This is a genomic window from Desulfurococcus mucosus DSM 2162 (assembly GCF_000186365.1).
In the GTDB taxonomy this organism is placed as follows: Archaea; Thermoproteota; Thermoprotei_A; order Sulfolobales; family Desulfurococcaceae; genus Desulfurococcus; species Desulfurococcus mucosus.
Genome location: NC_014961.1, coordinates 619,369 through 632,067 on the forward strand (window position 1 = coordinate 619,369; position 12,699 = coordinate 632,067).

At 52.1% G+C, this 12,699-nt stretch carries 15 protein-coding genes; 10 read left to right on the forward strand and 5 right to left on the reverse strand.

Annotation, left to right across the window (positions count from 1 at the left end):
• Nucleotide 1: 1 nt before the first annotated feature.
• Nucleotides 2-1,219 carry an ABC transporter permease gene (locus tag DESMU_RS03155; RefSeq protein WP_013562150.1) on the forward strand — a complete coding sequence of 406 codons (1,218 nt, stop codon included), beginning with the start codon at nt 2-4 and terminating at the stop codon, nt 1,217-1,219.
• 11 nt (nt 1,220-1,230) lie between these two features.
• Here DESMU_RS03155 and DESMU_RS03160 read toward each other — a convergent pair whose 3' ends face one another.
• Nucleotides 1,231-2,250: a TIGR00269 family protein gene (locus DESMU_RS03160; RefSeq protein ID WP_013562151.1), complete on the reverse strand. Its 1,020-nt coding sequence runs from the start codon at nt 2,248-2,250 to the stop codon at nt 1,231-1,233.
• 84 nt (nt 2,251-2,334) lie between these two features.
• Between DESMU_RS03160 and DESMU_RS03165 the strand changes: the two genes are divergently transcribed.
• Both DESMU_RS03165 and DESMU_RS03170 read left to right on the forward strand, forming a co-directional pair.
• A complete protein-coding gene (locus tag DESMU_RS03165; protein WP_245526513.1) occupies nt 2,335-2,991 on the forward strand; it encodes a metallophosphoesterase in 657 nt (218 codons plus the stop codon).
• A 45-nt stretch (nt 2,992-3,036) separates the two neighbouring features.
• Nucleotides 3,037-4,323, forward strand: coding sequence for an ArsB/NhaD family transporter (locus DESMU_RS03170; protein ID WP_048078513.1), 1,287 nt, complete (start codon nt 3,037-3,039; stop codon nt 4,321-4,323).
• Nucleotides 4,324-4,344: 21 nt separating this feature from the next.
• On the opposite strand, the gene DESMU_RS03175 is transcribed toward DESMU_RS03170, so the two are convergent.
• From DESMU_RS03175 to DESMU_RS07235, 4 genes are all read right to left on the reverse strand, one after another.
• Nucleotides 4,345-4,971 carry a class II aldolase/adducin family protein gene (locus tag DESMU_RS03175; RefSeq protein WP_013562154.1) on the reverse strand — a complete coding sequence of 209 codons (627 nt, stop codon included), beginning with the start codon at nt 4,969-4,971 and terminating at the stop codon, nt 4,345-4,347.
• Nucleotides 4,972-5,015: 44 nt separating this feature from the next.
• Complete coding sequence (locus tag DESMU_RS03180) at nt 5,016-6,512, reverse strand: carboxypeptidase M32 (protein ID WP_013562155.1); 1,497 nt, start codon at nt 6,510-6,512, stop codon at nt 5,016-5,018.
• A 63-nt stretch (nt 6,513-6,575) separates the two neighbouring features.
• Entirely contained in the window at nt 6,576-7,121 is a 546-nt protein-coding gene (locus DESMU_RS03185; protein ID WP_013562156.1) for an SLOG cluster 4 domain-containing protein, read from the reverse strand.
• 61 nt (nt 7,122-7,182) lie between these two features.
• The gene (locus DESMU_RS07235) at nt 7,183-7,404 is read right to left on the reverse strand and encodes a hypothetical protein (protein WP_245526490.1); all 222 of its coding nucleotides are present in this window, start codon (nt 7,402-7,404) and stop codon (nt 7,183-7,185) included.
• On the opposite strand from DESMU_RS07235, the gene DESMU_RS07240 reads away from it, so the two are divergent.
• Genes DESMU_RS07240 through DESMU_RS03220 form a run of 7 tightly spaced genes read left to right on the forward strand, consistent with a single transcriptional unit; the run spans nt 7,388 to nt 12,637 of the window.
• Nucleotides 7,388-7,699, forward strand: a complete 312-nt coding sequence (locus DESMU_RS07240; RefSeq protein ID WP_245526491.1) for a hypothetical protein — start codon at nt 7,388-7,390, stop codon at nt 7,697-7,699. The genes DESMU_RS07235 and DESMU_RS07240 overlap by 17 nt on opposite strands.
• 1 nt (nt 7,700) lies before the next feature.
• The gene (locus tag DESMU_RS03195; RefSeq protein WP_148222802.1) at nt 7,701-8,561 is read left to right on the forward strand and encodes a DUF4350 domain-containing protein; all 861 of its coding nucleotides are present in this window, start codon (nt 7,701-7,703) and stop codon (nt 8,559-8,561) included.
• Between the two features lie 22 nt (nt 8,562-8,583).
• The gene (locus DESMU_RS03200) at nt 8,584-9,567 is read left to right on the forward strand and encodes an AAA family ATPase (RefSeq protein WP_245526492.1); all 984 of its coding nucleotides are present in this window, start codon (nt 8,584-8,586) and stop codon (nt 9,565-9,567) included.
• Nucleotides 9,564-10,799: a DUF58 domain-containing protein gene (locus DESMU_RS03205; protein WP_013562160.1), complete on the forward strand. Its 1,236-nt coding sequence runs from the start codon at nt 9,564-9,566 to the stop codon at nt 10,797-10,799. The genes DESMU_RS03200 and DESMU_RS03205 overlap by 4 nt, the downstream gene beginning before the upstream one ends.
• 5 nt (nt 10,800-10,804) lie before the next feature.
• Nucleotides 10,805-11,428: a hypothetical protein gene (locus tag DESMU_RS03210; protein WP_420834707.1), complete on the forward strand. Its 624-nt coding sequence runs from the start codon at nt 10,805-10,807 to the stop codon at nt 11,426-11,428.
• 56 nt (nt 11,429-11,484) lie between these two features.
• Nucleotides 11,485-11,667, forward strand: coding sequence for a hypothetical protein (locus tag DESMU_RS03215; protein WP_013562162.1), 183 nt, complete (start codon nt 11,485-11,487; stop codon nt 11,665-11,667).
• A gap of 52 nt (nt 11,668-11,719) precedes the next feature.
• On the forward strand, nt 11,720-12,637 hold the full coding sequence (locus DESMU_RS03220) for a hypothetical protein (RefSeq protein WP_013562163.1): 918 nt from the start codon (nt 11,720-11,722) through the stop codon (nt 12,635-12,637).
• Nucleotides 12,638-12,699 lie beyond the last annotated feature (62 nt).

Consider the following 12,699-nt stretch of genomic DNA (forward strand, 5'->3'; position numbering starts at 1 on the left):
AATGCTCGCCAGCGACATACTCAGGCTCAGCGTTAAAACCCTCTCCGAGAAGAAGCTGAGAGCTATTCTAACAATCATAGGCATAGCCATAGGGCCAATGGCCCTGATCACCATAGGGAGCGTTACATCTGGTTACGGTGACTTCATAGTTAACAGCATAATGGGCCTAGGACAGAACCTCATAGTGGTTACACCGTCCAGGGATTACAAGCTAACCCAGGAAGACCTCGACACGCTCAGAAGCATTGAAGGCGTGGTCGACGCCTCACCATTCTACTCCACCCAGGGTGAAATATATGTCGGGGGAGAGAGGAAAACCGTGTTCATCTACGGTGTTGACGCGGAGTTCATACTGAAGGCTCTGACAAGCCTCACCGTAATGGAGGGGAACCCGCCGTCACGAAGCGATATCGGTAAGGCACTGGTAGGGTACAGGATAGCGTTCAACGACAATGGTGAGCGAGAATACGATCTAGGGGATGTAGTCGCGATCACAGTGTACCAGGTTCAGCCAGGCGGGAAGATACAGGTGAAGAGGCTGAGTGTAGCAGTCTCAGGCATCCTGAGCAAGTATGGCGGGGCAGCCTTCCTAAACCCTGATCAAACCATCTTCGTGTCCATGGAGACCGTTAGCAAGATGCTCGGCGTGAAAGACTGGAGCGGGATCCTGCTGCTCGCCGAGTCCCCTGATAGAGTTGACGCCGTATCAGAGAAGATAAAGGAGATGTACGGGGGGAAAGTCGACGTTATCTCCTTCCTTGCTATTGCAAGGATAGCCTCCAGCATAGTCTCCGCTGTGAACTTCATAACTTTTGCGGCAACATTATCAGCTTTCGCTGTAGCCGTGGCCGGCACGGCTTCAACCATGATAACAAGTGTCGTGGAGAGAACAAGGGAGATAGGCGTAATGAAGGCACTTGGATTCAAGGATAGAGAGGTACTCGTACTCATAATAATGGAGGGCGTGCTAATGAGCCTCATCGGATGCGTTATCGGCCTCTCAACCGGGGCCATCGGGGCACATGTACTGTCTTCAAGGGGGTTAACAATATCGAGCGGCGGAGCCTTTACATTAAGCATTCAGGCTTCACCGAAGATCACCCTGGAGCTACTGGCCGAGACCGTGTCGCTGACCATACTCACAGGTATCCTTGGATCAGTGTTCCCCGCCTACCGTGCAATGAAGATACCGCCAGCCGTCGCGTTGAGATACGAGTAGCCGGCGAACCTCTACCCGGATGGCTTTTCTCCAAGGTGCACTAGCCTCCTGAGCTCGGGGTCCTCTCCAAGTAGCTTGATGACCCTGGCAGCCTCCACATCGCTCATCAAGCCCGTTTCAAACCTGTAGAGGCATGCCCTACATACACGGTGGGAAGAAGGTTCTCCACATATCTCGCAGATGTACCCCCTGGTGCTGCTTGGCTGCCGATCCCTTGTAAGCGATAGGAGGCTGTTCACTAAGCCGTATTTAACTCCTGGATACTTGTCTTCGAGCTCATTTATCATCCTCCTAATGGTGAATCTTATATTGTAGTGGGCGTAAGGGCACTGAACGTATTCTGGTTCAACCAGGTTGTTCAGCAACGCATAGAGGGCTGACTCTTTCTCTAGAACCATGTAGAATGGTTTAACCCTCCTGATGAACCCGCCTTCCCCATTACCCGTGACAGGTGTAAGCCTATATATCTTGTCAACACTGTTCGACGCCAGGTTCATTATGAATGTCTGCACCACGTCATCCATGTTATGTGCTGTCGCGATAACAGTGCCCCCGAGCTCCCTGGCAGCCTTGTTGAGCACGTATCTTCTGAAGACCCCGCAGTAACTGCATGGAAGGTATGGTAGCCCCCTCGACCTACCTTTCTCCACTATCTCATCGAGTGTTGCACCAATGTATTCCTTGAAGCTTGCTACACGGTATTCGACGCCGTTCTCCTCAGCGTACTTGGCAAGGTTCCTAATGGTTTTCTCCCTGTACCCGCTTATCCCTTCATCAACGAGTACGGCTGTTATGCGCCAGCCGGGGATTTTCCTCGACAGCTTTCTAAGGAAATGGAGGAGTGCCATTGAATCCTTCCCACCGCTCACCGCTACTATTATGTGTTCTCTTTCCCCGAGCATCTCGTACTTCCTGATAGTCTTCTTCACCTTCTTCTCGAAGTACTCTATGAAATGAACCCTACAGTAAGCCTTCCCGTTAACCGGGTTCACGTATACTGCTGGCCTCCCGCATACACTGCATTTCGCCATGCTTGCACCCTGAAACCATTGATAAACCCATACGCGAATCAATATCCTCTGAGACGTTTAAATGGTGTAGGCTGCTTGATCAGGGTGCTCGTGCTCTCCGATATCCACGAGAGGACGAGGAGCCTCCCGAGGCTTGCACGCAGGGTCAGAGAGCTTGGAGGAGTAGACCTCGTGCTCCTCGCCGGCGACATCACATACTTTAAGCCCGTTGAAGCCGCCGTCAAAATACTGAGGGAGATAAGGGAATCCATCGGTACACCGGTCTTCTACGTGCCGGGCAACTGCGACGACCCCAGGCTGACCACGGATGCAGAGTCCGCTGGCGACATAGTTAACATACATGGCAGGCACGTTGTGCACGGAGACTACGTGTTCTACGGTGTGGGAGGCGGCGGGATCTCACCGTTCAACACGTGGATCGAGTACGGTGAAAACGACTTTAAACGCCTCCTCGAGAACGCCAAGGCCCATGATCCAGGGAGGCTGGTGATGGTGACTCATCAACCAATAAAGGGCTTTTTCGATGAAGTCAACGGCGTCAACATCGGGTCGGAGGCATTCAGGGAATTCCTGTATAGTGTGCAACCACTTCTATGGGTGACGGGACACGTGCACGAGCACTCGGGATGGGTTAGAGCCGGGAAAACAACCGTGATCCACCCCGGTCCCTTCATGCGGGGATACTATGCCTTAGTCAGCCTCTCAAACAGCGTAGTTGACACACGTGTCGAGAGACTATAGCATTAATAAGACGCCACCCGTCTAACCACATGAAGCTGGTGAGGCATGTTGACCACCGGCCAGCTAATAGCCCTGCTGATACTGGCATGGATCATTGGAGGACTCATAGTAAGATCGAGGAAGCCGAGTATACCTGTATGGGCGATAATGGCTGCGGCATCAACCCTCACAGTTATAACGGGGCTGGAACCATTCAACGAGATGGGGTATTCAATAGACCTAGACGTCATACTCTTCCTCATAGGAATGTTCAGCCTAGTTGGCTTAGCTGACGAGAGCGGGTTGCTGAGCCTCATAGCCGTTAAACTAGTATCCAAGGCGAGGGATACACGCGAGGTCTTCATAGCAACCTCACTGGTACTGGGATTACTCTCCGCATTCGCTGTGAACGATACTGTAGCTTTAATGGGACCCCCCGTAGTGTACAGTATGGCGAAGATAACGGGCACCGATCCCCTGCCATTATTCCTGGTGCTGGCATTCTCTGTTACAATAGGCTCCACCATGACGCCCATGGGGAACCCGCAGAACCTCCTCATAGCGATAGAGTCCGGTTTAACAGCCCCCTTCATAAGGTTCGTAACCATCCTCTCGATCCCAACGCTCGTAAACCTCGTGTTAACCCCACTGATAGTTATGAAGATGTACGGCGTGGGGAACAGGGGGCTCAGGGGCTTCATAGCTGTACCCGAGGAGCATCTGAGGAACCGTCGAGACGCCCTTATAGCTGGGTTCTTCTTCACAGTCACCGTTATACTGCTCGTAGCTAACGATGTACTGGAGCTAATGGGGATTAGACTCGTAGAGCACAGGGGCTTCATACCCTTCGTTACAGCGTCGCTTGCATACATACTCTCATCCAACCCGAGGAAGACCCTTAGCAGGGTGGACTGGGGCACCATAGTCTTCTTCATAACGATGTTCATCACGATGGATGGCATCTGGAGAAGCGGGGTGATTCAATCATGGCTTTCGCTCTTCATGCCGAGGGTACCGGGCAGCCGTGTCTTAGAATACATTGAGCTGATCACGGTATCACTGCTTCTCAGCCAGCTGCTCAGCAATGTCCCATTCGTCAAGCTATTCATAAACTACATGAAGTCCATGGGGTATACAGGTGTAGAGGCATCTCCATGGCTCACACTAGCCATGGGTAGTACGATAGCCGGTAACCTCACGCTTCTCGGTGCAGCATCCAACATAATAATCCTTGAGGTTCTTGAAAGCAGGTATGGTAAAACCATATCCTTCATAGAGTTCCTGAGGACAGGCGCTGTAATCACAGCTGTGAACATACTTGTCTACACGCCCTTCCTGCTTCTCGCAGGCTAGTTAAGCTAAGGATACACATGACTACTTCCCCAAGAGCCTGGAGACGGCTTCAGGAGGCAGTAGAGGGGTTTTCCCCCCGGTGAGTATCTCTGAGAGCAGGTATACCTGTGAAAGCCTTTCGAGTGAGACAAGCACCTCCAGGGCCTCCTCGAGGCTTTCACCAACGGCTACAACACCATGGTTCGCTAAGAGGGCTGCCTTACGTCCCTCCAGGGCCTTGACGACGTTCTCAGCTAGCTGAAGAGTGCCGTAGGGCGCGAACTCTGCTACCTTGACCTCGCCCCCGATCACCAGTATTGCCTCTTCGATTACAGGGGGGAGAGGTCTTCTCGCTACGGCGAGTGCTGTAGCGTATACTGTGTGTGCATGTATCACAGCGTTGACGTCTCCCCTAGCCCTATATATTGCTAGGTGAAGGTTTACCTCCGATGATGGCTTCCTATGCCCCTCAACTATGGAGCCGTTTACATCGACCACTACTATGTCCTCGCTACTCAGACGGGACTTAACCAGCCCACTAGGGGTTATGAGCACGTGGTTCACGCCCGGTATCCTAAGGCTTATATTCCCCGATCTACCGTGGTTTAACCCGTGTTCCTCAAGATACCTCGCGACCTCAACTATTCTAGCCTTGAGGTCAGTGTACACGACTACCACCCATGATTGTGGACTCCAGATGCGGGAAAAACTGGTTACATGCCGAGGTATTTCTCCCTTATGTACTTTATGAAGTATTCGGGATTGTACTCTTCACCGATCATCCTTCTAAGCAGCTCCTTCGGGGGGTATGTCGCACCCCACCTGTGTATCCTTTCACGCAGCCATTCCTGAATGTCGTTGAACCTCTTGCTAGATATAGCCTCCCTTAGATCCATGCTTCCCGAGATCACGTGTCTTATCTGTGCAGCCACGAGGTTGCCCAACGTGTAGGTTGGGAAGTACCCTATGCTCCCCATGCTCCAGTGTATATCCTGTAGTATTCCCTCGCTGTAGGTCTTCGGTTTAACTCCCAGCAACTCATCCATCATCTGACTCCAGAGCTCCGGTAGCTCTGAGACCTTGACCTCGCCCCCGATCACCAGCTTCTCTAACTGCGCCCTGAGCACTATGTGCATGTTGTATGTTACTTCATCTGCATCGACCCTTATGAGGCTGGGGCGTACCGTGTTGAAGTATAGGTATAGGTCTTCAACCGTGTAGCCCTGTATGAAGTCGAGGTGTTCTTTCAGCAACGGGTATACTACCTCGGTGAACTCCCTGCTCCTGCCAATAATGTTCTCCCAGAACCTGCTCTGACTCTCATGTATGCCGAGGCTTACGCCTGTGCCTATAGGTGTGTAGGCTAGTGCTGGATCTATTTGTAACTGGTATAATGCGTGGCCATACTCATGTAGGACACTGTACATTGTTCTCTTGAAATCCACTCCCTCATACCTCGTAGTTATCCTCACGTCGTGTATACCCATATCTATTGTGAACGGGTGTGCTGAGACATCCAGCCTAGCCCTCTTGCCGAGAGGGTATCCCAGCATCTCCAGTATCTTCTTGTTGACGATCTCCATCCTCCCCTGATCATATTTCACTGATTCAAGGGGGTGGCTCCTCGGGAACCTGGACTCGGAGGCCACTTTCTCTATGAGTGTCTTCAAGTCGCTTCTCAGCCTTGTAAGGATTGCGTCAACATCCCTTGTGGTCAACCCCTCCTCGTAGAGGTCCAGCAGGGCGTCGTAAGGGTGCTCCCTCCACCCTAGGAAGTCGGCTGTCTTCCTGCTTAGATCAAATATTTTCTCCAGGTAGGGTTTAAACTTCTCGAAGTCGTTCCTGGCTTTAGCCTCCCTCCAGGCCACCATGGCTTCCTGCGTTGTCTTAGCCATCTCGGCAACCAGCCACGGAGGGAGTGAACGAGCTATTCTTATCGACCTCTTAAGGACTCTCACAACTCCTCTCTCATAGTCGTTTAAACCCTCCTCCTTCTCAGCCTTCTCAACGAGTCCGATGAACTCTGGTCTCAGCGTTAGTTGCTGCGAGAGAACCTCTAACTCGGCTCTAGCCACGGCTCTATCCCTGTAGCCTTCCTCAGGCATATATGTTTCACTATCCCAGCTCATCAGGGAGCCAGCGTGGCCTATAGCCCATATAACCCTGTACTTTTCAAGGATCTCTTTTACAACCTGGTTCTGGAAAACCAATCCATCCACACCTTGACAGCTGGTTGAATCCCTTTGAAACTATAGGGGTTAAGCAATAAAAGCCTATCCATGGATAACCACTGCGTCCTTGAACTCAGAGGTGTGGAGAAGCCTGCATACATCCCTTGCAAGGGCCACGGGGTCACCGTATATCTTTAGCTCCGCCAGCTTTCTTTCATCGATGTAGGGTGCAAGCACCTCAAGCCTATCCGAGGGGAACCCGTTTCTCAGCAGGTATACTGGTTTACCCATGCTATATGCAAGCATAACCTCGATCATCGTGCCGACGCCTCCTCCAAGAGCCACTAGTGCATCACTGCTCCTAACCAATGGTATGCTGCGTGCCTCTGGAGTTAGCCCTGTCTTGACTACCACTGCCTTCTCAGGGTAGTGGAGTCCCTCCATCTCAGCATACGGGTATATCAGCACCTTTAAACCACATGTGAGCGCTGCGTCGACGATAATCCTCATCAAGCCCCAGTAGCCTCCTACAGCTACGGCTAAATCCCCGTTGCTACACCTGCAGATCTCCTCGATGAACATTCTTGCACTATCGGTCTGCCGGGGATCCGGCTGGCCGCTGTAGGCAGCGACCGCTATGGTTCTCACATAGGGTCACCATCATGCTGTGTGCAAGATATATTATGTCGCTTGAGCAGACATAATAAATCTAGTGGAAACGGTGGGGAAGCCTGGGTGTACTGAGATACATACCTTTACCGGAGCCGATTGGCCCGCCTGGTGAAAGCCCCCAGCATGGAGCCAATGAAAGCCTCACATATACGCCAGTAGCTGGTTCATGGGCAGCATCCCACAGCCTCCTACAGCCCAGCATAGTTATACCGCTGCTTGTCGCGGCCTCAGTAATCCTAGTAGTGCTACTTGTATTCACGCTTTCACCGACGCGGATCCCGCAGGGTTCAACCATGTTCAGAGTCTCATATGCCCAGAGGCAGGATCTACGATTAGCGTACCATTACACCGGGGTTAAAGAGATACTTTGGAGAATCCTGAAGAGGCTCAGGGAAAAGTATGGGTGCACTACATGCACACCAAGGGAGCTGGCACGCCTAAGGATGTCGGGAATCCTTAAGAGGTTTGCAGAAGTCTACGAGGACGTGGTCTACGGCGCCATGGATAGAGAGGACGCCCTGGATGCAGCGAGGCTCACCGAGGAGGCTGGATGACATGTCCAAGGCTTACTGGCTCGGAGTCCTAGTGCTATCGCTACTGATGATCGGGTACTCTAACACGCAGATGAGCCGGGGACTCGTAGGCGACCCACCCTCAATCTACAACAATATGCCGGGCGGCCTCACGATTTTCACCGGCATGGAGTCACTTGAGAGAAGGGTAAACGCCATATACTCCTTTAGCGAGGTCGAAAAGTACACGCCGAGGAACCATGCCCTATTAGTCGTGGGACCCGACACCTCTCTCGAGTGGTCTCCTACCCTCGCTCACTGGGTGGAGGAGGGCGGGCTACTCGTAGTCATGGATGAATCCCCGAATTCCCAGATGCTGCTAGAGGGCTTCGAGATACATGCTGGAAGTGGACGGGTCATCCAGGAGGTGGCAGTCGGGGTCTGCAATGTTGGCAACGCGAGCATAAGGGTGGTGTTCAATGTGTATGCCGAAGTGTATTCTACCAGTAGGCACGAGGTCCTCTGCCGGGTCGGAGGCGTTGTAACGGGTTTAAGCCGTAGGATCGGGGGTGGAGAAATAGTAGTTATAGGCGACTCCAGCCTAGTCATCAACGAGGTTTTATCGAAGAGCCCTACATACGGTAACAAGTTCTTCCTTGACGCCGTGACAGCTGGGAGAAACCTTGTCTTCTACGAGGGAAACAGACTCTACTCGTATTCTTCAACGCAGTCCGTGATCAATTACATCAAAGGCTTCACCACGCTGGCCACAAGCCTTACTCAATCCATGTATTGGAGTAACCCCGTGCAAAGGACTACCCTTATAATCATAGTCATTGCAGTAACCCTCGCCATCATACTCCTCGAGTTCGGATCCCCGGTTATCCGTGGCAGGAAATATTAGTCATCAACAACATATTCGACCAATGCATGGAGGACTGCACGATATGGGCCGCGGGGAACTGGGAAGAAGCGAGGTGGAACGATACAAGCTTCTAATGGATAGCTGCGTCAGCAACATACAGAGAAAGATCATCGGTAAAAGCAGAGAGATCCAGCTAATACTTGCAACCCTCTTCTCCCAGGGACATGTGCTCCTCGAGGGCGTACCTGGAACAGCTAAGACACTGCTGGCTAAAACGCTGGCAGTCACCCTGGGATTAGACTTCAAGAGGATTCAAGCCACCCCGGATCTCCTTCCCTCAGACATACTAGGGGTTAACATATATGATCCGGCCACAGGAGGCTTCATGTTTAGAAAGGGACCCGTCTTCACCAACATCCTCTTGTTCGACGAGGTTAACAGGGCACCACCTAAAACACAGGCAGCCCTCCTGGAGGCCATGCAGGAGAGGCAGGTTACAGTTGAGGGCGTCACCTATAGGTTGCCGGAGCCATTCCTCGTTATAGCAACCATGAACCCGGTGGAGACGGAGGGAACGTTCCCATTGCCTGAGGCACAGGTCGACAGGTTCCTGGCACGCATCGTCATAGGGTATCCATCAATAGAGGAGACTGTTGAGATGTTGAAGAAGTATGACGATATAAGTGTTCTCGACGACCTTAAACCAGTGCTCGACAGGAACACGGTGATCGAGTTAACAGGTTTATCCAAGAAAATATATGTGGATGAAAACGTGCTTAAATACATCGCGGGAATAGTGGAGGCCACGAGGAGGCACCCGATGGTTAAGCTTGGCGCGTCGCCCAGGGGTGCGATAGCACTCCTACTCCTCTCCAGGAGCCTTGCACTGATACATGGGAGGAGCTATGTGACCCCGGACGACGTGAAGCAGGTTGCACACGCCGCTCTCTCCCATAGAGTGATCCTTAGAAGCGAGGCCAGGTTGTCAAAGCTAACCCCGGAGTCCATAATCGATGAGGTGCTGGATAAGGTGGAACCTCCTTGAAGATCACGGGTGCCGGGGTGGCGTATACTGCAGCAGTAGCCCTTTCAACACTTTACTCTATTGCCTCGGCGAACCCGTTACTCTACATGCTTTCCCTATTCCTCATGCTCGTACTCCTCAACGAGTACCGCTTATTCAAAGATGCATCCGCAAGGATCAGTAGGATACGTGTCTCAAGGGGGGCATCGAGTAGAAGCGTTATGGAACTCGAAGAGGTTGACTTGGAGATAGAGATAGAGAACAGTAGTGGTAAGAGTATTCCAAGGCTCCTGGTGATCGATGAGAAACCCGTCTACACCAGTGTGAAGGGGAAACCAGTGTTCACAGTATTTATTCCAGCATACTCCAGGACCAAGGTGAGCTATGGCGCCAAGATCCTTGCACCCGGCAGGATAGATTTCTCAAGGATCCGGTTAGTGTTCACAGACCCATTGGCTTTCTTCTACGAGGATCTATTAGTCGAGGCAAGGCTATCCATAACTGCCCAACCATTGTACACCAGGATTAGTGAAACCTTTAGGAGCATTGAGAGGATCACCGGGATCCATGCAAGAGGGCTTGCCCTTAGCGGTGAATACGACTTAGCCGATATAAGGGAGTATACGCCAGGCGATGACACCAGGAGGATCCTGTGGAAGCATTACGCTAAAACAGGTAGGTTGCTTGTGAGGGAGGATTACGGTGAGGTGAAGCCCGTTGTGCTCCTCGTGATCGATGTGAGAAAAGAGCTCTGGGGAATAGGCACCGGGGTCAACACGCTTGCCCACATACAGCTGAGGCTGGCTAGATCCCTGCTCAAGGAGCTTTCAGGCCTAGGTGTCACCGTGGATCTAGCCGTGTGTACTGAGCAATCGCCCAAGGTATACTTGAACGCCGGCGGAGACGCTGATGCATCCCTCCACGCTTTACTGAGTACCTTGAAGGCGGGTGAGGGCTGCGAGATCCCATTATCCACTGTTAGACAGGTTCTAGCCGCATATGGGGAGGGCAGAAGGTATGATGCTGTCCTAGTTGTCGCGAACCCGTTGTCGATTCTGAATGAGGGCGTTGAATCCCTTGGGGAGCTGGCAGCTATCTCCCCGGGGAGAACCCTTGTAGTAGCCCCTAGATTCGAATACGAGGCGGCTGGGCTAACCATGGATGATATAGGGGAGCTGGCCGTCAGACTCATGGATGAAGCCGGGGTGATCCTTATGGTGGCTGAGGAGGATTTAAGGGTGGTGCATGAGTGACGTGGATGCTCATCATTCTAATAGTGTACCCTGTGCTTCTAGCTGTGGACATCCTGCTAGGCTTGGATCTCACGCCGCTGATAGCCTTGGCTATACCGCTCCTCTCATCGATTACACAGCCGGATCCCTCGATAACGATTGCACCACTACTACTAGTCGTGGCCAGGAGCATTAACTACATCTACAGGACCAGATCCCCCGGCTTCCATGCTGCTAGACTACTCCTGGAGTTTTCATCTCTCCCCTTATTCTTCCTCCTCTATGGTTCAGCAGTAGTGCTACTACTGGGCTCAAACACCCTGCCGGGACTAGATCCATGGGTTTCAAGCGTGATCTTCCTAACCACGTTCTTCACCGCGTCAATAAGCCTCTACATGACTGAACCCCCTGTGGCATGGATGGGTAGGCTACTGGAGCATGACGCTGGAAGCATTGAGGACAACTTATGGAGGATCTCGCTCGCCTCCTCACTCCTCCTAGCAATCCAACTCTACATGGAGATACATGCATACATCATAGTCTACCTGGCCCTCCTAGGGTTAGCAGTGTACTATAGGAGGCAGCCATTCCACAGCAGGCTGCTACTGGTTGCATCGCTCGCATACTCTCTCGCATTAACAATTATTTAGCTACAGCTTAGATACAGCTATAATTGCTGCAGGCTCGGCGATGACGGTGGAAAGGGATGACGGGTAGTCTCGTGAAGGCGGCTTTCATAGGTCTGCTGGCGGCATCCATCTTCTTCCTGGTGGTATCAGTCTGGCTACTCTACATAGATAGGGCTCTACCCTCACTGCTCTCGCTCTTGATCGGGTTAACCCTCCTATCTACATCGCTATCCATTCTCAGAAAGCTGACCGAGGGCTAACGCTTATTTACTCGGGTTTCATGATATCATGATCATTGGGGAGTGAAGCCGCGTGCGCATCGAGCTCCTCGCGTTCGACAGCATGGGAGTTAGATCCATGTCGACATTCGTGTCAACCAAGGACGTTAAGATACATATAGACCCAGCTGTCTCACTAGCACCTAAACGCTACGGGCTGCCGCCTCATCCAAGGGAGATAGACAGGTTGATTCAAGCCGGGAAGGAGATAGAGGGTAAAGCGTACAGGGCGGATGTAATAATCATCACACACTACCACTACGACCACCACGATCCAGGCTTCCTCATTCCAATCGAGATATACCGTGACAAAGTAGTCTACATCAAGGATCCCCAGAACAACATCAATGCTAGTCAGAGAGCCAGGGCAGCGAGGTTCATCAAGCTCATCGAGCCCGTTGCACGGGAGATACATGTAGCAGAAGGAAGCGAAGCCAGGTTCGGCGACACCGTTATACGGATGAGTAGTGCGGTTCCCCATGGTCCAAGCAATAAGCTTGGATACGTTGTCGAAGTAAGCGTGAAGCGCGGGAGGGAATCCTTCCTCTACACGAGCGATGTCGAAGGACCCTGCCTCGACGAACACGTCGGCTTCATACTCGAAGAAAAGCCTAGGATTCTCGTGGCGGACGGCCCACTAACCTATATGCTTGGCTACAGGTACTCGATGAAAAGCCTTCAGGCAAGCATCGCCAACTTAAAGAGGATCATTGACGCCGGCGTGAAAGAGATAATAGTCGACCACCATCTCCTCAGGGACCTCAAGTACGGAAGCCGGATGGCTGAGGCAGTAGACCACGCCTCAGTTAAGGGGGCTTCAATGAAAACCGCGGCCGAATACATGGGTAAGCCTGTTGAACAACTTGAAGCCCTACGCGATAAGCTCTATGAGGATGAACCCGTTAAGGAGGCCTCTATACCTGAAAACCTCAGGGAGCTCCTAGAGGAGTAGTAGGCGGGCTTGGAGCAGGGTGTGAGGCGACTGTAGAGTATTTACTAATATAAATAGTTGCT